At 53.7% G+C, this 19,096-nt stretch carries 18 protein-coding genes; 12 read left to right on the top strand and 6 right to left on the bottom strand.

Features of this window, described 5'->3' with window-relative positions; genetic code table 11:
• Nucleotides 1-27 precede the first annotated feature (27 nt).
• The 4 genes from IAE30_RS08825 to IAE30_RS08810 all read left to right on the top strand — a co-directional run bounded on the left by IAE30_RS08825 (nucleotide 28) and on the right by IAE30_RS08810 (nucleotide 3,385).
• Nucleotides 28-894 carry a DeoR/GlpR family DNA-binding transcription regulator gene (locus IAE30_RS08825; protein WP_200679269.1) on the top strand — a complete coding sequence of 289 codons (867 nt, stop codon included), beginning with the start codon at nucleotides 28-30 and terminating at the stop codon, nucleotides 892-894.
• 227 nt (nucleotides 895-1,121) lie between these two features.
• Complete coding sequence (locus tag IAE30_RS08820; RefSeq protein WP_200679267.1) at nucleotides 1,122-2,165, top strand: catalase family peroxidase; 1,044 nt, start codon at nucleotides 1,122-1,124, stop codon at nucleotides 2,163-2,165.
• On the top strand, nucleotides 2,165-2,716 hold the full coding sequence (locus tag IAE30_RS08815) for a cytochrome b (protein WP_045833400.1): 552 nt from the start codon (nucleotides 2,165-2,167) through the stop codon (nucleotides 2,714-2,716). The genes IAE30_RS08820 and IAE30_RS08815 overlap by 1 nt, the downstream gene beginning before the upstream one ends.
• A gap of 78 nt (nucleotides 2,717-2,794) precedes the next feature.
• The gene (locus IAE30_RS08810; protein WP_200679265.1) at nucleotides 2,795-3,385 is read left to right on the top strand and encodes a TetR/AcrR family transcriptional regulator; all 591 of its coding nucleotides are present in this window, start codon (nucleotides 2,795-2,797) and stop codon (nucleotides 3,383-3,385) included.
• Between the two features lie 15 nt (nucleotides 3,386-3,400).
• Here IAE30_RS08810 and IAE30_RS08805 read toward each other — a convergent pair whose 3' ends face one another.
• Together IAE30_RS08805 and IAE30_RS08800 are read right to left on the bottom strand one after the other, a co-directional pair.
• Nucleotides 3,401-3,601, bottom strand: coding sequence for a hypothetical protein (locus IAE30_RS08805; RefSeq protein ID WP_200679264.1), 201 nt, complete (start codon nucleotides 3,599-3,601; stop codon nucleotides 3,401-3,403).
• A 114-nt stretch (nucleotides 3,602-3,715) separates the two neighbouring features.
• The gene (locus tag IAE30_RS08800) at nucleotides 3,716-3,991 is read right to left on the bottom strand and encodes a hypothetical protein (protein ID WP_167540440.1); all 276 of its coding nucleotides are present in this window, start codon (nucleotides 3,989-3,991) and stop codon (nucleotides 3,716-3,718) included.
• On the opposite strand from IAE30_RS08800, the gene IAE30_RS08795 reads away from it, so the two are divergent.
• Nucleotides 3,921-4,130, top strand: coding sequence for a glycine zipper 2TM domain-containing protein (locus IAE30_RS08795; RefSeq protein WP_038646981.1), 210 nt, complete (start codon nucleotides 3,921-3,923; stop codon nucleotides 4,128-4,130). The genes IAE30_RS08800 and IAE30_RS08795 overlap by 71 nt on opposite strands.
• Before the next feature lie 80 nt (nucleotides 4,131-4,210).
• Here IAE30_RS08795 and IAE30_RS08790 read toward each other — a convergent pair whose 3' ends face one another.
• From IAE30_RS08790 to IAE30_RS08775, 4 genes are all read right to left on the bottom strand, one after another.
• Nucleotides 4,211-5,581 carry an amidohydrolase gene (locus tag IAE30_RS08790; RefSeq protein ID WP_200538675.1) on the bottom strand — a complete coding sequence of 457 codons (1,371 nt, stop codon included), beginning with the start codon at nucleotides 5,579-5,581 and terminating at the stop codon, nucleotides 4,211-4,213.
• 136 nt (nucleotides 5,582-5,717) lie between these two features.
• Entirely contained in the window at nucleotides 5,718-6,698 is a 981-nt protein-coding gene (locus tag IAE30_RS08785) for a VOC family protein (protein WP_200538676.1), read from the bottom strand.
• A 10-nt stretch (nucleotides 6,699-6,708) separates the two neighbouring features.
• Complete coding sequence (locus IAE30_RS08780) at nucleotides 6,709-8,085, bottom strand: aromatic acid/H+ symport family MFS transporter (RefSeq protein WP_200538677.1); 1,377 nt, start codon at nucleotides 8,083-8,085, stop codon at nucleotides 6,709-6,711.
• Between the two features lie 237 nt (nucleotides 8,086-8,322).
• Complete coding sequence (locus IAE30_RS08775; RefSeq protein ID WP_045814267.1) at nucleotides 8,323-9,552, bottom strand: LysR substrate-binding domain-containing protein; 1,230 nt, start codon at nucleotides 9,550-9,552, stop codon at nucleotides 8,323-8,325.
• Nucleotides 9,553-9,681: 129 nt separating this feature from the next.
• Here IAE30_RS08775 and IAE30_RS08770 point away from each other — a divergent pair, with 129 nt between their 5' ends.
• The 7 genes from IAE30_RS08770 to cydC all read left to right on the top strand — a co-directional run bounded on the left by IAE30_RS08770 (nucleotide 9,682) and on the right by cydC (nucleotide 19,094).
• On the top strand, nucleotides 9,682-10,419 hold the full coding sequence (locus IAE30_RS08770) for a PIG-L deacetylase family protein (protein WP_200538678.1): 738 nt from the start codon (nucleotides 9,682-9,684) through the stop codon (nucleotides 10,417-10,419).
• Nucleotides 10,416-11,138 carry a 4-carboxy-4-hydroxy-2-oxoadipate aldolase/oxaloacetate decarboxylase gene (locus IAE30_RS08765; protein ID WP_038646992.1) on the top strand — a complete coding sequence of 241 codons (723 nt, stop codon included), beginning with the start codon at nucleotides 10,416-10,418 and terminating at the stop codon, nucleotides 11,136-11,138. Before IAE30_RS08770 ends, IAE30_RS08765 begins: the two co-directional genes overlap by 4 nt.
• Nucleotides 11,135-12,205, top strand: coding sequence for a 4-oxalomesaconate tautomerase (locus IAE30_RS08760; RefSeq protein ID WP_200679262.1), 1,071 nt, complete (start codon nucleotides 11,135-11,137; stop codon nucleotides 12,203-12,205). The genes IAE30_RS08765 and IAE30_RS08760 overlap by 4 nt, the downstream gene beginning before the upstream one ends.
• A gap of 971 nt (nucleotides 12,206-13,176) precedes the next feature.
• Nucleotides 13,177-14,619 (top strand): cytochrome ubiquinol oxidase subunit I, encoded by a 1,443-nt coding sequence (locus IAE30_RS08755; RefSeq protein WP_038646996.1) that lies wholly within the window; start codon nucleotides 13,177-13,179, stop codon nucleotides 14,617-14,619.
• 15 nt (nucleotides 14,620-14,634) lie between these two features.
• The gene (locus IAE30_RS08750) at nucleotides 14,635-15,684 is read left to right on the top strand and encodes a cytochrome d ubiquinol oxidase subunit II (protein ID WP_034823522.1); all 1,050 of its coding nucleotides are present in this window, start codon (nucleotides 14,635-14,637) and stop codon (nucleotides 15,682-15,684) included.
• Between the two features lie 6 nt (nucleotides 15,685-15,690).
• Nucleotides 15,691-17,451 (top strand): thiol reductant ABC exporter subunit CydD, encoded by a 1,761-nt coding sequence (gene cydD / locus IAE30_RS08745; protein ID WP_234472708.1) that lies wholly within the window; start codon nucleotides 15,691-15,693, stop codon nucleotides 17,449-17,451.
• Nucleotides 17,448-19,094, top strand: a complete 1,647-nt coding sequence (gene cydC, locus IAE30_RS08740) for a thiol reductant ABC exporter subunit CydC (protein WP_200679260.1) — start codon at nucleotides 17,448-17,450, stop codon at nucleotides 19,092-19,094. The genes cydD and cydC overlap by 4 nt, the downstream gene beginning before the upstream one ends.
• The last annotated feature ends 2 nt before the right edge of the window (nucleotides 19,095-19,096 follow it).

Genomic DNA, 19,096 nt, shown 5'->3' with positions numbered 1-19,096 from the left:
ATTTCTGCATCACTTTCTGGACGAAATATGGCGCACAACCCGCAGGACTCTTCTCTCAACGTCTTCATGGCTGAACCCTTACCCAGCGACAGTCGTCAGGCGCGGCAGTTGGCGCGACGCCAGTTGATCGCGGAAGCCGTGATGGCAGAAGGCGCAATTCGCATTGAAGATATCACCGACCGTTTCGGCATCAGTCTGATGACCGCGCACCGTGATATTGATGAGATGGTCGAACGCGGATTGCTGCATAAGTCGCGTGGGGTGGTCTCTGCTACGCCAACCAGCCTGGTCGAGTCCAGCGATATCTACCGTGCGACGCGTCAACTGGAGGAGAAGCAAGCCATCGCTGAAGTGGCTGCCACTTATCTGGAGCCAGGACAGGCGATTTTCCTTGATGATTCCACCACGGTATTGCAGATGGCTCGCCTGTTACACGCGCGCGCCCCGTTAACGGTGATCACAAACTCACTGACACTGATGAATGAGTTGCGCAACGGGCGCGATATCACGCTGATGGGATTAGGCGGTCAGTTTTATCACTGGTGCAATGCGTTTATGGGCCGCATGACGCGAGAAGAGATTACCAGTCTGCGCGCCGATGTGTTCTTCGTCAGTATGTCTGCGATCATTGATGACACGGTCTTTCATCAGTCAGCTGAAACCGTCGAAACCAAACGAGCGATGTTTGATGCTGCACAGAAACGTATTTTGATGATGGATAACACCAAATTTGAACGCCGGGCGCTGCATCGTTTTGCCCATCTCAGCGAGTTCGATGTGGTGATTGTCAACCAGGGTACGCCGGTGCCCGTGCTGCGACGGATGCAGGATCTGGGCGTGAACGTCGTGGTTGCGCCCATGAAGATCCACACGACCCCACGCGAAGAAGTCTGATTACCCCTGCGAACTTATTCCCTCAGATAACCGGAGGTGCTCACTGTCGGCCGCGACAGTGGGGCTTCTGCCTGTGCAAATGCGTTTGACAATATAATCTACCTACTAGTAGATTGAATGCTCTGCACCTGCCACCGTCAACCAGGACGGCGCCGTTGATTACCACGCGCTATTGATTCGGCTCGGGTAAGTGCCTTGTCTTAATTTATGCAATGTTGAGCGAACCTATGAACAAGCCTTCTCTTTCGACCGGCCAGACACTCATCCGTCTGGCCGCTATTGCAGTGGTACCATTGATAGTCATCGCATTATTTCTCTGGGCTGGCGGCTGGTTAACACCGGATAAGTTGACCTCCGATAAGCTCATTACCGTGCTACAAAAATCAGGCGGGGAGCATTCCGGCTACCGACGCAATCATGCCAAAGGCGTCTGTATAAACGGCAGCTTTGCCGCTAACGGCAATGCCAGCGTGCTGTCGCGTGCCGGGCTGTTTGCACCGGGCGAAACTCCGGTGATCGGGCGCTTTGCTATTGCCGGTGGCAATCCAAACGCCCCGGATTATGCCGTGCCGGTGCGCAGCATGGCGTTAGCGTTTTACCAAAAAGATGGTCAGCAGTGGCGTACTGGAATGAATGCCATGCCGATGTTTCCGGTGAAGAGCGTGGAAGGTTTTTACGATCTGCAAATCGCCACGCTGCCCGATGCGAAAACAGGTAAGCCCGATCCCGCGAAAATTCAGGCCTTCGTTCAAAAACATCCCGAAATCAAACCATTCTTCGGCTGGGCGCAACAGTATGTGCCTTCGTCGAGTTGGGCGAGCGATCGCTTTAACAGCCTCAATGCCTTTAACTTTGTTGATTCGGCCGGTGAGAGCCACGTGGTTCGCTGGAGCATGGTACCGCACAGCGAGTATCAGCCAATCAATGCTGCGGATAAGAATGACAGCAACTTCCTGCAGAGCGATCTGCAACAACGTCTTGCTAAAGGGGCGCTGCAATGGGATCTGATTATCACCGTCGCTGATGCGCAGGATAGCAGTAGCGATGCTTCGATTGCCTGGCCAGCGGACCGGCAGACCATCAATGCGGGAACCCTGACCATCAACCAAACCACGCCACAGCAGCAGGGCGCCTGTAACGACATCAATTACGATCCGCTGATTCTGCCAGAGGGTATCACCGCTTCAGACGATCCGATCCTCAATGCACGTTCATCGGCTTATGCCAAATCCTACAACGCCCGTACCCGTGAACAGGCAGGAGCACACTGATGAAACACACAGAGACTTTCCATCCGGCGTTGCGCGCGATTCACTGGCTGATGGCTGCCGCTATTATGACCATGCTGTTTATCGGTGTGGCCATGGTCGCCACCGTATCGTCACTGCACAGCTTGCTCGTGGCGATCCACAAGCCGTTGGGCTTAATGATATTGCTGTTGGTGGTGGTGCGATTGTGGCTGCGTTTTACCACCGCTAAACCGGCCTTGCCGGAGACGTTATCAAACGGGCAAAAAGCGCTGGCACACCTTTCGCATTGGGCATTGTACGCAATGATGCTGGCGCAGCCTCTTATCGGCTGGGCGATGCTGTCGGCGGCAGGCTATCCGATCAGTCTGGGAGGCAGTCTGGTGCTGCCACCCATCACGCCGATCAGTAATGATCTCTATGCCTGGTTGCGTCCGCTGCATAGCTGGGTGGCCTTAGCCTTGTTCATAACGGTCATGCTGCATCTTGCTGCCGCGTTGTTCCATGCGCTGATTCTGCGTGATGGCGTATTCAGGAGTATGACCGGCCGCCGTAAGCGTTCTGAAGCGCCTTGACATCCCGGCTGCAGGTCAGTAGGTTCAGTGCCAATTTACTGATTTGCAGCCATTTCATCTTTGCTGCCGGAGCCCTGCATGACCGTTGAACGTTCGCCTAAAGCCACTGAAATCATTAACCACACCCGAGAGTTGCTCACTACGGGTGGTTATAAAAGTTTCAGCTATGCCGATTTGGCAGAACGCGTGCAAATCCGTAAAGCCAGTATTCATCATCATTTTCCTGGCAAAGCTGATCTGGTGCTGGCCGTGGTCAATGATTATCGTGAGGAGGCGCGAGCCGGAATGGCCGCGACCAGTGAGCATTTCAGTGATGATCCGCTGGCTGAGCTGAACGGTTATGTGAACTTTTGGGCTACCTGCATTAAGGAAAACAGCTCCCCGTTCTGTATTTGCGTGATGCTGGCAGTGGAACTGCCGACCTTACCGGAAGAAGTGGCGGCCGAAGTGACCGGACATTTCGCCGATCTGTCCGCGTGGCTGGCCGGTGTGTTGCAGAAGGGGGAAAAGCGCGGGGTGTTTATTCTGCGTGAAGGAGCGGAAATGGAAGCCAAATCGCTGATGGCCACGGTGCACGGTGCCATGATAGCCGCGCGCGCGTTTAATAACCCCGAACTGTTTTTACCCATGATTAAACCGGTGTTGAACAATCTGGTTATTAGCGCCTAATTGCCTCGCGGAGATTTAGCCTCGCGACTCTTTCATCAGCAACAAAATCACTTTATCCACCAGATAAGGCGCCTGTTTATTTAATTCATGGTCATCGCGTAACTGCGCGGCAATATTCAACGCAAAGTCGCGAAGGGTTTGTTTATCCGATTCCGTTGATTCAGCAGCCGAAGAACGGCAAACGGGATGTTGGTTGGGAAAATGAATCATACTCACGTTGCCCCCTGAAATATGTCGCTAAAGTCAGCTGAATAAACATTAATCTACTAGTTGGTAGGCTGGCAGTCAAGGGATAGATTCTCAGTAAAGCACCGCAGGTTTAAACGCCTCTCAATGCCCTGAAAGTGCTGCATCGGCTGGTTTCTCACCGCTTCGCCAGTACCGCCCGAAAATAGGAATTTTTACCTTTCGCCGTTTCACAAATCCTCTTAAATTAGCGCCGACGAGCAGTGCAAGTCGCCAACGATTTGGTGTCTTAACAACAATCAAATTAAAAACAATTGCATTCCATTTTTTAATGGTAATGGGGATTTCGATGCTTTTAAAACGCAGCTGCAGTTTTGCCATTGTCGCTTTAGTCTGTTTATCTGTTACCGCTTGTGGCATGTCGCATCGTGGTCGTAATACGGCGATTGGTGCGGGTGTCGGTGCAGTGGGTGGTGCGGTATTAACCGGCGGCAGTACCTTTGGTACGCTGGGTGGTGCGGCCATCGGTGGTTTGATTGGTCATGAAGTGAGCCGTTGATTCATTCTGCTGATCTATTTCGTCGCGCACTGAATGCGCGACGAAATAAAATCTTTTTTAACGTCGTCTTTATTCTTCCATTAGATTTTCTTTAACTGGCCAAACACCTGTTTGCCGTTATGGAATGTCGCCATCACCGGTGCAATATGCGCCACGGCTTCTGCAGAACAACTCGCCGCGACCAACATCATCGTTGCGCTGTCTTGTGCCTTCGGCCACTGCTGTTCTCCCTGGCTATTCAGCGGCAGCACCTCATTGGTGGCAATACCCAAAGCACGACTCAATGAGAATTCATCCGGGCCACGATACAACTGCGCATAGACATTGGCTTTTTCCAGCATGCTGCCGCTGCCAAAGGGTTGCCAGTGGTCGGCAATGGTATCCGTGCCGGACCATACCGGCACGCCCGCTGCACGCAGTTGCGGCAATGGCATGATCACGCGACCAATCGGCACGGTTGTCGCGATGCTAAACTGCTGCGCTTTGAGTTCCTCGATCATCGCATCCAGTTCACTGCCCGATAACGTGCCCAGCGCAAACGCATGGCTGAGGGTGACTTTTCCTTTTAACTGCGGATTCTCGCGCACCGTTTTCAGCATATAGCGTATCGCGGCTACGCCGTGCGGCTCGGTTTCATGCAGGTGGATATCCACCGGCGCAGCAAAATCCAGTGCGATGCTGAACATCGTATCCAGTGACTTCTCCATCGCACCATCGACATTGGTCGGATCCAGGCCACCGACAAAATTGGCCCCCATTTTCATCGCTTCACGCATCATGCCTTCAACGTTTGAACGCAACAGCCCATGCTGCGGGAAGGCGACAATCTTCGCGGTAAAGTCCTGAGGGTGCTTTTCAATCGCCTGTTGTAAGTGCGCCAACCCATCCAGCTTGCTGATCGGGTCGATATTACAATGGCTGCGCGCTTCGGTGCTGCCTTTGGACTGCAGTAAGCCAATTAGCTTTTCGGCACGCATTTCGGAGGTTGGCACAATCTCAGGAAGAATCTGCTCCTCCTGATGAATCATATCGATAACGCTTTTGCGCGGTAGCGGGGCGCGCCATCCATCGCCATAAAAGGTTTTATCGAGGTGAATATGCATATCGCGCGTTGCGGGCAGCAGGACGTGTCCCGCCGCATCCCAGGCGGGGAGGGTGCTGCTGAATCCCGCGGCGTGGATGCCCGTGATTTGCGCGCCGTTGATTTCGATATCGTACAAACCGGTGCGCGTGGCGGTGATGACGCCCTTATGGCGCACAAAGCCTTCTTCCAGGCGTACATTGCGCAACAGATAGTGGCTAACATCGATGTGCGTCAGGTTTTCAGGCGCACAGGCTGCCGCTACAGCTGTGCGGCCACTTAATCCGGCGCCGAGCAGCGTGCCTGCCGCCGTCAGTTTGATGCCAGCGGAAAGAAAGTCACGGCGGTTGCCGGAAGTCATGAGGCTCATACGTTATTTTCTCCTTGTAGGGGAGATTTACCCTAGAGGAGCGATAAGCGCTGTGCTGTGATTTTTTCCACTGATAACTATGGAGAAAAGTAATGACACATCGGACAGCATCGCTATCCGATGTTCTGTTGAAGGGTTAATGATTTTGCGGTTTGGGCATCGGCGGTGTGCCATGAGTATGGAAGGTCTCAATGGTTTTCAGGCCCCACGCCTGGCCTTTCTTACGCTCGCTCTCCGTCCAGACCACGGTCTGCCAGTCTGGGGCCAGAATCAGACGTGCGCCGGAATTGGCCAGCTCAACCCGATTTCCTGCCGGTTCCCAGACATAGAGGAAAAATGTGCCCTGAATGGCATGTTTGTGTGGGCCGGTTTCAATGTGCACGTCGTTTTCCAGGAAGATGTCGGCCGCGCGCAGAATGTCTTCCCGCGTGTCGGTGGCGTAGGTCACATGATGCAGTCGCCCGTTGCCGCCACCGTGCTCTTCGGTACAGGCCAAATCATAGGTTTTATTATTGATGGTGAACCAGCAGCCACCAATGCGGCCATTATCGAGCTGAATCATCTCTGTTACGCGGGAGCCTAAACAAATTTCCATAAAGCGTTTGAATTCACTGACATCGGCTGCCAACAGATTGAGGTGATCGAGACGGCGCGGACAGGCGCCACGTGCGTGGTAACGCTGGGACAGGTTTTTCAGCGACGGACGTTGATCGTCAGGTGCCTGATATCGGACCGTGTCGTAATAGATCTCAAAAATGTGGCCAAACGGATCGGTAAAGCGAAATGCCTGGCCGTGGCCCTGATCGTCGTTGACCCAACCGAGCACTTCATAGGGGCTCGCTTCAATCGCCGCAACACGCCGTTCCAGCGCAGCCTGCGAAGCGGCGCGATAAGCAATGTGCCCCACACCGGTAGTGTGATGACGCGTGAGTTTCAGGCTGTGAAACTCATAATCATCCCAGGCGCGCAGCCAGGCGTGATCGTCGTCCTGCGCGGTGATCGTTAAGCCATAGACATTCACAAAGAAGCTGAGGCTCTCTTCAAACTTGTCGGTGTAAAGCTCCACGTGAGCAAGATGCGCAATATCGAAGCAGGGTTCAGAAGGTTGAGATGTCATGATGCCATTCCTATTTATTGAGGGTTTGTGACAGCGCCGGAAGGTCATCCAGCGCTGCGCCCTTTATTTTCAGAGACAGAGAAACGTTACGATGAAGCACAATACTGATCGCGGCCAGTAAAGCGGGTAGAGCGAGAATATAGAAAATCGCCGACTGCGCCGGGAACGCGCCCATCAGCAATCCGCCAATCGAAGAGCTGAGGATGGCACCGGTGCGGCCAATGCCGTGCATCCAGCTCACGCCAGTGGCGCGTATTTCAGTAGGGTAATAAGCAGGAGAATAAACCTGCAGACCATTCTGTGCGCCATTAATACACATGCCGATAACGAAAATGAATACGCCCAGAGCCACCCCGGAAAACGCGAAAATGCCCTGTGCTAACAAGCAGAGACAACCCAGCAGATAGACCACGCCAATCACCACTCTGGCGTTGCACTTATCCATCAATGCACCGACCAGAATACCGCCAAGTGGACCGCCTAACTGGAACAATCCCGCCAGAATGGCCGCCTGTTCGAGTGAAATGCCGCCCGAGCGCATAATGGTCGGCAACCAGCCGTTGAGCAGATAAATCACAAACAACCCCATGAAGTACGTCACCCACAAAATGATCGTGCCGCGGGCAAAACCGTGGTGGAAGAGCTGTGAAATGGTGCTGTTACGATGGATCCGGGGAGAGTTGAGCACGAACGCCGCATCCTGCTGAAACTGGCCACCCATGCGATTAAGCAGCGCGGCAATCTTAGCGCGTGGCGCCCGGCGCACCACCAAATTCAACGCAGATTCAGGCAGCAGATAACTTAACAAGGGAAGCAGGAGCAGCGGCAGTGCACCGCCGAAAATGAGCACAGCATTCCAGTGATAGCGCGCCAGCAACGCGGCCGCAATAAAGCCACCCAGCCCGGAGCCGATATTAAAGCCGCTAAACATCAGGGTAATCATCAAGCCCTTACGGCGCTCAGGCATATATTCTGCCAGCAGCGTGACACAGTTGGGCATGACTGCGCCCAGCCCGAGCCCGGCAATGAATCGCATCATCGCCATTTGCAGCGGCGTGGTGGCGAAGGCGCAGATCAGACTGAAGGCGGAGAACATCAGTACCGCAAGCAGGATGATTTTTTTACGGCCAAAGCGATCGGACAAAGGACCGGCGATCAATGCGCCAATCGCCACGCCAAACATCGCTGCCCCCAGAATCGGCCCCATTGCGGCGCGTGAGATATGCCACTGCTCTATCAGCGCCGGCGCAATAAATCCCATCACGGCGGCATCGTAACCGTCGAACATAATGATGATCAGGCAGAGAAATAACACGCGCCATTGAAAGGCGGAAATGGGTCGTGAATCAATCCAGGCTTTGATGTCGACCAGCTTATTTGTATTCATACGTTCGCTCTCTCTACGGGCACGCAAAGTCTATTGAATGACGAGTCATGATTAACTCATCCAACTCAACGGTAAGCACCGTGCCGCAGACTGTCTGTCAAAAAAGGCTTTTAGCGGTATGAGTTACGTTTATATTGTGAGCGAGTTGTCATAATCCACGGTCTAAATTCGGGTTTGTGCTGACCGCTGGAAAGGGGGATATGAGTGAACGGCGTACCAACATTGTATGAATTTCGTTTAGGTCGCTGTTGTATGAGCTTCGGCGTTGATGCACTTAATTAGTGCCAGCGTGGCCGGGGAATGCAGCGCACCCGCGCGCAATGTAATACCAATATCACGACGCGTATCGGGCAGAGTAAAGGATAAAGGTTTGAGCGTGCCCGACTTCAATTCGTACTCCAGTTGGTGCCATGACACGGCTGCCACCATATCGGAGTCCATTAATAAACCGCGCACGATCGCCAGGTCACCGCTCTCCACCACCGGTTTGGGTGCCGGAATGTCCAATGTGGCAAAGGCGTGTTCTAACAGATGGCGGGCCGGGCTGTTTTCACGCGGCAAAATCCACTGTGTGTCGGCGAGATCGGCAGCGCTTAATGCTCGACCCACTAATGGATGTTGTGGCCTGGCGAGCAGCACCAGCTCTTCGCTAAACAGCCGGCGATTATCGATATCATTAACGTTGCTGTCATGACGTAAGGCACCGACAATCAGATCAACGTCACCTGCACGGAGTTCGGTAATCAGCGTGCTAAAGGCACTTTCATTGGTCACGACTTTGATTGCCGGATGTGCCGTCACTAAGCGGGTGATCGCGCGGGGCAATAACACACTGCGACATAATGGCAGGGCACCAATATGAACGGTGCCCTGCAAAACCCCTTGCTGAGCGGCAAGATCTTCCGGGATATGGCGAATTTCATTCAGGGCGCGGCTGATATGTGGCGCCATTTCACGTGCGGCGGACGTCGGCTGCATGCCTCGCGGGGATCGCTGGAACAGCACGATATTGGCCCCTTTCTCCAACACCTTTAACGCGGCACTGACGGCGGGCTGGCTGATAGCCAGCGAGCTGGCCACGCTTTGCGTGTGCTGCAGATGAAACAGCCGTAAAAATATCTGCAGGCGTCTGACGTTGAACAACCAAATCGGTTCGGCTTCATCACGCATAGATTCGCGCTGTTTAAATCGGGCGAGAAGTGCGGGTATCTGTTTGAGTTCCTGAAGGGCGCGCTGGGCGCGGGGTAGCACGCATTTTCCCTTCTCGGTGAGCAGCATCCCGCTGGCATGACGTTCAAACAAAGGCGTCGCCAGAGTGTGTTCCAGATCACGTATCGATCGCGTCACTGCCGATTGCGTGCGAAATAAATCTCCTGCAGCCTCCGAGACAGTTCCCCGTTCGGCAATCATACAAAGTGATCTTAGCTGCATGATTTTAATGTGGTTAGCGTCTTCACTTGCCAGCATGCCTTCTGCTCCTGAGCCTCTGATAATGATCACAACATAAATAAAAATCATAGCTCGCACAACGAAAGGCATTATTCGGTCTGGATGCTGCGTGTCAGGATGAAAAAAACGCAACAGAAAGGGAACACAATGGAAAACACAGTGAAAAAGAGTGCCCTGGTGGTCAGTGCCCATTCCGCTGACTTTGTCTGGCGCGCAGGCGGTGCTATCGCTTTGCACAGTGCGAGCGGCTATGACGTGCACGTTGTCTGCCTCTCTTACGGGGAGCGCGGTGAGTCGGCAAAACTGTGGCGCAAAGGCAATATGACCGAGCAGACCGTTAAGCAGCACCGGCAGGCCGAGGCCGAACGGGCCGCGGATGTGTTAGGAGCGAGCATTGAGTTCTTCGATCTTGGCGATTATCCCCTACGCGCAGATAAGGAAACGCTGTTCCGCCTGGCCGATGTGTTTCGCCGCGTGCAGCCACACTTTGTATTGACGCACTCGATTGCCGATCCTTATAACTACGATCATCCGCTGGCGGCGAATCTTACGCAGGAAGCACGCATCATTGCGCAGGCAGAAGGGTATCGTCCGGGAGAACCGATTATCGGCGCGCCGCCGGTTTACTGTTTTGAACCGCATCAACCTGAACAATGCCTGTGGAAACCGGATGTGCTGCTGGATATCACCTCAGTTTGGGAAAAGAAATACCAGGCGATTCAGTGCATGGCCGGGCAGGAACATTTGTGGGAATACTACACGCGCGTGGCGCTACAGCGGGGCGTGCAGGCCAAACGTAATACGGGGATTGCTTCGACGCGCGTCATCACTCACGGCGAAGGCTATCAGAGCCTGTTCCCACGGGTAACGGAGGATCTCTCATGATCGCGGTGAACCAGAAAGGCATTGTTGTTACGAAGATTGAGCGGGCCGATTCCGCTCTGATCGCGCAGTTCGCCCGTGCCGGAGTGGCAACCGTCCACGAAGCGCAACAGCGACAAGGTCTGCTTGATGTGCGGATACGACCGATCCAGCAGGGCGTATCGATAGCCGGCAGTGCGGTCACGGTGCTGGTTTCTCCCGGGGATAACTGGATGTTTCATGTTGCAGTCGAACAGTGTCAGCCTGGCGATGTACTGCTGGTGGCACCGACCTCGGATTGCCATGATGGCTTCTTTGGTGATCTGCTGGCCACTTCATTAAAGGCACGTGGCGTGGTGGCACTGGTGGGCGACATCGGTATCCGTGACAGCCAGACCCTGCGTGAGATGGGCTTTCCGGTTTGGTCGCGTGCGGTGTTTGCTCAGGGAACGGTTAAAGCCACGCTGGGTTCGGTAAATGTGCCGATTATCTGTGCCGGTCAGCTGGTTTATCCTGGCGATATGGTGGTCGCCGATGACGACGGCGTAGTGATTGTGCCGCGAGCGGATGCGAAAACTGTTGCCGGGACAACCCAACAGCGGGTCGCCAATGAGGAGAGTAAGCGAGTACGCCTGGCAGCCGGGGAACTCGGGCTAGATATTTATCAGATGCGTGGCACGTTAGCGGAGAAGGGATTGCGCTACGTGGAGTCTCTGGATGCTATGCAAAAGAGTTCACTATGAAACAGACGCTGATACCCTGTGTTTTAATGCGAGGCGGCACCTCCAAAGCCGCCTGTTTCCTTGCCAGCGATCTGCCAGAGGCAGGAACGGAGCGAGACCGCGTGTTGCTGGCCGTCATGGGTTCACCGGATCCACGTCAAATTGATGGCATCGGTGGGGCCGATCCGCTGACCAGTAAGGTGGCAATTATTTCTCCGTCCACGCGTCGTGATGCCGATGTCGATTACCTGTTTGCACAGGTTAACGTGGATCAAGCGGTGGTCGATTATGGACAGAACTGCGGCAACATCCTTGCCGCCGTGGCGCCGTTTGCCATCGAGAAAGGCCTGGTAAACGCGCAGGATGACATCACGCGCGTGCGCATCTTTATGGTTAACACCGGGCAAATCGCGGTGGCGCAACTTGCCACGCCCGATGGCACGGTGGAATATCAGGGCGATACGCAGATAGACGGCGTACCAGGTTTTGGTGCAGAGCAAATTCTGCAATTCGAGGATATTGCAGGGTCCAGCTGCGGATCGCTGTTACCGACCGGTGAGGCGCGTAATCGGTTTGACGGGATTGAGGTGACCTGCATTGATAACGGTATGCCGGTGGTGATCCTGCGTGCTGAGGATGTGGGATGCACTGGCCAGGAGACCCGCGAGCAGCTTGAAAGCAACGTTGAGTTAAAAGCCCGTCTGGAATCCATCCGCTTACAAGCGGGTCCGCTGATGAGCCTCGGAGACGTGACCAAACGAACTGTGCCGAAAATGACCCTTATTGCTCCGCCCGTTAATGGCGGTGCGCTATCGACACGGACATTTATTCCCCATCGCTGTCATGCTTCTATTGGTGTATTGGGTGCGGTGAGTGTGGCCACGGCCTGCCTGATCCCCGGTTCCGTGACGCAGGGAATCGCGCAGATTACCGATGACAGGCAGCAGCGTCTGGCGGTGGAACATCCAAGCGGCGAGTTTAGCGTGATGCTGACCTGTGATGAGACAGGGAAGGTGACGCAAAGCGGCTTGATACGTACGGCACGACTGTTATTTGACGGACGGGTCGCCATTCCAGCCTCACGCTAAAACACGAAATACCCTGCACGCTGACGTTCTCCTATGCTGACAACCTTATGGGTTGCCGGCATTTTCCATTCGCTCGCAAAACTCTTCGTTTCTACGCGTGACTTCATGCTTCCACTCACACTGCCTCGCCAGCCCTTTATTTGCCTTAAATAAATGTCGCTGATTCATTATTAATGTGACAAGTGTGCGCACGGTGTGTCTTTAATGTTACGATTCGGTATATTCAATAGAGAGGTTTTTAAAGATTTAATGGCGCAGGAATTAAGTATTCTGAACGTGACAATTGTTTTTGATTTGTTAAATTAAATCATTATGGCTGTTATTAAAATACAATATCTCAATGCTTGTTAAAATTCCGTATTATTGATGTTGACCGTATGTCTACGGTAATTGTAACCCTGCTAAATAATAAGATAATCGCATCATTACGGGATGAGCGCTGATGATTCCTCACTTGAATGCAACATAATTAACGCTCAAAACCACGCTAACACCCTGAATTAAGTTGATAAAAATCAAAGATTATTCATAAATTAACTGCCTGATTACATTTAATTCACATGAATATCATTCATTTATACAGCGAATTTTTTCTTTTTGTTACAAGTTACCCCTTTAATTAGGATGCCTTTGTGTAAACGAAAATATAGAATAATTTACAGAAAAATTCTTATTACGAGCGGTGTCGATACCTACGCCTGCAAGTGTTATCGACAGACATTTCGTTAACAATCATGATTTATTTTCCCCGTTCTTTCTCCGGAACGAACGCCGAAGTGAATAACCTATTTTCCAGTCGTCTCCTGTCTGGAAAATAAACTGTGGTTGTTGCTCGTGGTTAAGAGAAAGACGACAGTGCGGTACCGATTTCAACTTGTTATGCACGAGCTTGCTTCATCTCACTCCATAACATGTGAAACGGCGCTGGATTGCCGTTAACTAACTCGGTCACTCAAAAAAAGAAGATAGTCATGTTAAGTAACGATCTTACATCGCTGATCACGCGTATTGACTTCGCGCTAATTTCATCTATTCACATCATTTTTCCCCCGCTAACCATTGGACTGGCTGCACTGTTGTTCATCTCTGAACTGATGTGGGTCAGGAAGCAAGATGAGAAGTGGTATCGCCTGTGTCGCTTCTTTGAAAAGCTGTTTATCGTTAACTTCGGTGCTGGTGTGGCAACCGGCGTCACCATGGAAATGGCCTTTGGTATTCTTTATGGCCGCTTCTCGCAGGCTGCCGGCCCGTTCTTTGGTCAGGTGCTCGGCTATGAGACCATCACTGCCTTTATGTATGAAGCCGGCTTTATCGGACTGATGATCTTTGGCTGGGGCAAGATCAGTAAAGGGATGCATCTGTTTGCGACCTTTAACGTGGCGCTCTCTTCTACACTTTCTGCGATGTGGATCCTGGTGGCTAACTCCTGGATGCAGACACCGACTGGCGTTGAGTTGCATAACGGCATCTTTATTGTGACCGACTGGCTGGCCGCACTGTTTAACCCGAATGCGCGCAGTGCCTTCCCGCACATGCTGTTGGCAAGCTTCGAGCTCTCGCTCTGCTTCGTGGTGGCAACCTGTGCCTGGTATGTCCTGAAACAGCGTCATGTTGATCTGTTCCTGAAGCCGCTGAAATATTCGCTAATGGCTCTGGCCGTGGTCGCTGCCGTTCAGATCTATATGGGTGACGTGCTGGGTGAAGCCACGCTGGAACATAAACCGGCGGCGCTGGCGGCAATGGAAGGGCACTACGATACTTATGATTCAGCGGGTAACGTCAACAGTGCCTGGCATATTCTGGGTTGGCCAAACAAAGAAGGCACTGGCCTCGCATGGTCTATCGATATCCCGCACGGTTTAAGCCTGATTGAAACCAAAACCTGGAACGGTACGGTAACGGGCCTGAACAGCTTCCCGAAAGATCAGCAACCGCCTGTGGTGTTGCCGTTCTACGCTTTCCGCGCCATGTCAGGCGCTGCGGGTGCCATGTTGCTGGTGAGCCTCTGGGGCGTCTGGCTGATTGCACGTCGTCGCATGACCGCTGAGCTGGCTCCGCGCAATAAGCTGTTCCTGGCGCTGGCCGTTATTATGGTGGTCCTACCTTATATCGCAGTGATTGCGGGCTGGTGGACGCGCGAAATTGGCCGTCAGCCGTGGATCGTTTATGGCCTGATGCGCACCGAAGACGGCATGAGTCCAATGACTATGGGTCTGGCGATCTTCTGGCTGGTGGGCTTTGCCATCTTTGAAACTGCGGTGGTCGCGGGCACCATTTGGTTCCTGGCGAAAGTGGTGCGTATTGGTCCTGATTTGACCAGCAAAATACCGGGCGAGGGGCATGAGCATTTGGGTCACCTAGATATGCCTGCCAGTGGTCATGCTGACCATCCTGAATATATCCGTCCGGTTTGATGGGAGAATAAATCCATGGACATGCTTAATTCGACTCAGCACTTCCTGATCATCGCCTGGTGGTTAGCCTTTGGTATCAGTGTTCTTTTATATATCGCGCTGGATGGCGCCGACCTGGGGGCAGGGATCTTCTCGCTCTTCGTCCGCGACCATGATGAACGTGGCGCGATCATGTCGGCAATGGCCGGCACCTGGGATGCCAACGAAACCTGGCTGATCGTCGCCGGCGGGATTATGTTCGGCACCTTCCCGTTTGTGTACGGTTCGGCGTTTAGCTATCTGATGGTGCCGATGGCGCTGGTACTGTGGGGCATTATGTCTCGTGCGGTTGCCCTGGAATTCCGTCACCTGGCCTCGCCATTCTGGCAGAAGTTTTCTGACGGCATCTTCGGTGTCGCCAGCCTCGCGGTCACCTTCTTTGGTGGGATGAGCGTTGGCGCGTTGCTGCAAGGTTTCCAGATGGATTCACCAGCTCAGGGGGTTCCCACCTATGTGGGCGGTGCATTTAACTTTATTTCAGCGTTTTCCATCTGGACCGGTGTGGCTTCCTGCGTGGCAATGACGCTGGCAGGCGTACTGTTCGTGCGTGCTCGCTTCGAGAAAAATGAACCGATTCGTCAGGATGCAGCACGTTGGACCGCGGTGATCTTCTGGTTAGCGATTGCTGCCGTGGTGATTACCTGGGTGTGGAGTGCGGTGATCTTCGACTGGGCACGTGCGAAATGGTTTGGTCCGCATTTCTGGATCTGGGGCCTGTTTGGCTTAATCGCACTGGTCTGTATTGATCAGGTGCGTCGTGACACTCTGAAGGACAAAGATTTTGCAGCGGTGATGTGGTTCAATGGCGCGGCATTCATTCTGGGCTTCGGTATGCTGCTGACCATGTTCCCATGGATTGTACCAGGCACCTGGACCATCTGGGCGGGCGCCAGCCCACAGGTTTCGCTGATTACCTTCACCATGACCATGGGCGGTTTTGTGCCGGTGATGCTGATGTATAACTGGTATCAGATCTGGGTATTCCGCGGCCGTATCTCCAAGCTGGTTGGTCACGGGGGACACTAAGACATCATGTCTGCGAGTTCCCCTCCAAGTGGAATGGCAGCCCGCCTGGCGGAACGTTGGCTTTCGAGCCTGCGTCGTCAGGCGGGCGGTTTATTTTCACTGTCCATCAGTATGGCGGCGCTCAATGCCATACTGATGATTGCACAGTGCTGGCTGTTAGCCTGGCTGATCAGCAACGCTGTGCTCGGCGGTAAAAACTTTACTGCACTCCTGCCTTATCTCTTGTGGCTCCCGGTGGTGATGTTGTTGCGCGCAGGGATCGATATCCTGCGTCAGGGCTTTGCATTTGAAGCTTCTGCACGTATCCGCCAGGGACTGCGCGGCATGTTGTTAGATCGCATCGCTGCGTTGGGTCCAGCCTGGAGCCAGCATCAACGTACGGGCAGTATCGCCAGCTCTCTTGGCGAAGGCGTCGAAGCTATCGAAGCCTATTTTTCCGGTTTTCTTCCGCAAAAAATCATCATCGGCATTGTGCCGCTAGCCATTCTGGTGGCGCTTTTTCCTTTTGACTGGGTCTCCGGCTTGATCATGCTGATCACCGCGCCGCTGGTGCCGTTGTTCATGATCGTCGTAGGAAAGGGCGCAGAGAAAATGAGCCTGAAGCAGTGGCACAAACTCAGTCTGATGAGTGCCCACTTCTTTGATGTGATTGCTGGCCTGACAACGCTTCGTCAGACCAATGCGGCGCGTCGGCAAGCGAACATTATCGCCGCGATCTCAGACAGCTATCGTCAGACCACCATGAAGGTGTTGCGACTGGCATTCCTTTCATCATTAGTGCTGGAATTTTTTGCCACCATCAGCACCGCGATGGTGGCGGTGTATGTTGGATTCCGTCTGTTCTATGGCGAGATGGGCTTCCTGCCTGGGCTGTTTGCCTTGTTGCTGGCACCGGAATTTTTCCGTCCCCTGCGCGATTTGGGCACGCACTATCATGCCCGAATGGATGCCATTGGTGCGACGGAAGGTCTACTGGCGATCCTGAATGCTGAAGTGCCTGCATCGTCGCAAGGCCACGCCGAACTCCCGGCAAAACCGCGTGAAATCACCGTGGAAGGCGTGAGCTATCAGTATGACGGGGGCGGCGGAGTCGCGGATGTCTCGTTGACTTTGCGAAGCGGGGAAACACTGGCGATTGTCGGCACCAGCGGCGCCGGTAAAACGACGTTATCGCGCCTGTTATTGGGCTTTATTACCCCAAACTCTGGACGCATCGTCATTGATGGCAGCGATCTTTCATCATTAGATCTTCCCGCATGGCAGCAACAGATTGGCTGGCTCCCGCAGCGGCCGACCCTCTTTGCCGGTTCGATTGCTGAAAATATCCTGTTGTCGCGTTCGGGTATCAGCCAGTCGGCGATTGAAGCAGCAGCACAGCTGGCTCAGGCTGACACGTTTATCCAGTTACTGCCGGCGCAGTATGAATACCGGCTGGGCGACGGTGGGAAAGGGCTGTCCGGTGGGCAGATCCAGCGTATTGCCATGGCGCGCGCCGTATTGAGTGCGCCAGCGGTGGTGATCCTTGATGAACCCACGGTGGCGCTGGATCGTCAGACAGCACAGCAAATGATTGCCGCGTTGAGTGACACATTACCGGATAGCGCACGCTTGATCATCACCCACGATACGGAGATCGCTGCCACGGCTGACCGGGTTATCGTGCTGGCGAAAGGGCGTGTGGTCGAGTCGGGAACGCCGCAGGCACTGCGCGATCAGGCTGGCGTATTCGCTGAACTCGAGCGTCTGCAAACAGGAGACCTCGCATGAAGGATCTTTGCCATCTCTTGCGCCTGGCGCGCCCATGGCGTTTCCGCATGGCGGTGGGGATATTGCTCTCTGTGATTGTGATTCTCTCCAACGTTGCACTGCTTGCCTTGTCAGGCTGGTTTATCACCTCCATGGCGCTGGCTGGCGTAGGCTCTATGGCACTGGAGTTTTTCACTCCGGCTGCCGCTATACGTGGCCTCGCGGTATTGCGTACTTTCGCGCGTTATCTGGAAAGATTAGTGACGCACGATGCAACTTTGCGCTTGTTGTCGGTTTTACGTGTCTGGTTCTATCAACAATTAGCGCATCTTGCGCCTGCGCGACTGCAGGATTTTCGCGATGGGGATGTGCTGGCACGTTTTCGCGCTGATATTGATAGCCTCGACAATTTCTATCTGCGTATTCTGACGCCGGCGATTGCAGGGCTGATTTCGTCGCTCATCATTTTGGCAGGAATTTGCTGGTTCTCACCTTCAGTGGCATTGATTGATGCCGTGGTGCTGATGCTTGCGGGCGTGATCGTGCCCTGGATTGTGGCATCGCTGACGCAAGCCAGTGGCAACCAGATTACTACCGTGCGCTCATCCGTTCAGGCAGCATCCACCGATTTGGTACGAGGATTAGCAGAGTTACAGCTGGTTGGCGCTGTTAGCCATCAAACCGATCATCTGCGCCAGCTTTCTCAGCAACTGATTAGCGCACAGCGTCGGCAGGCCTGGATTAGCGCCAGCGGCGGGGCGCTCTGCGCCTTAATGGGGCAGCTCGGGTTATTTTTTGCCTTTATCCTGTTGTTTAACACTGGCCATGCAACCGGCATTTCTGCCAGTGAAATCGTGATGTTGCTGTTCACCATACTGGCGAGTACTGAAGCGGTGGCTGGGTTGCCCGCTGCCTTTGCCGCCCTTGGTACTACGCGCGCAGCGGCACGCCGATTGTTCTCGATGACCGAACTGACACCGGCGATCGTCTTGCCTGAAACCAGCTCAGCACCGGAAAGCAGTCAGCTGTCATTTAATTCAGTCACGATGCGTTATTCACCTGATGCTCCCAACATACTGGATAAACTGAGTTTTACCGTGCCCGTCGGCCATTGCCTGGCAATTTTGGGACCCAGCGGAGCGGGTAAAACCACCGTATTGAATCTGGTACAGGGATTCTGGGAAACGACAGCGGGAGATGTCACTATTGGCGGTTGTCCGGTCAGGACGCTTTCTGAAGATACACTGCGTCAGATGATCTCGGTGGTTGGCCAGAAAACCTATCTCTTCAACGCATCGATTCGAGACAACCTGCGCCTGGTTGCACCGGATGCGGATGACGAGGCTTTATGGGATGCACTGGCGCGCGCCGCTTTAGACGACGAAGTCCGCGCATTTCCGCTGGGGCTCGACACCCTGGTGGGAGAGATAGGAGGGCGTCTGTCTGGTGGTCAGGCCCGCAGGATTGGGATTGCCCGCGCGTATCTTTCCCATGCGCCGATCGTGTTGCTGGACGAGCCCACCGAAGGGCTAGACGCAGTAAATACCGAATTAGTGCTTAACTGCTTGAAAGAACTCATTAAGGGTAAAACCACGTTGCTGGTGACCCATCAAATCCAGCCACTTTCCCTCGCGGACAGTCGGTTAGTGCTCGATAAACAATAACA

The organism is Pantoea sp. S61 (genome assembly GCF_016625145.1).
Classification (GTDB): domain Bacteria; phylum Pseudomonadota; class Gammaproteobacteria; order Enterobacterales; family Enterobacteriaceae; genus Pantoea; species Pantoea rwandensis_B.
This window is presented reverse-complemented; position numbering and strand designations above follow the sequence as displayed.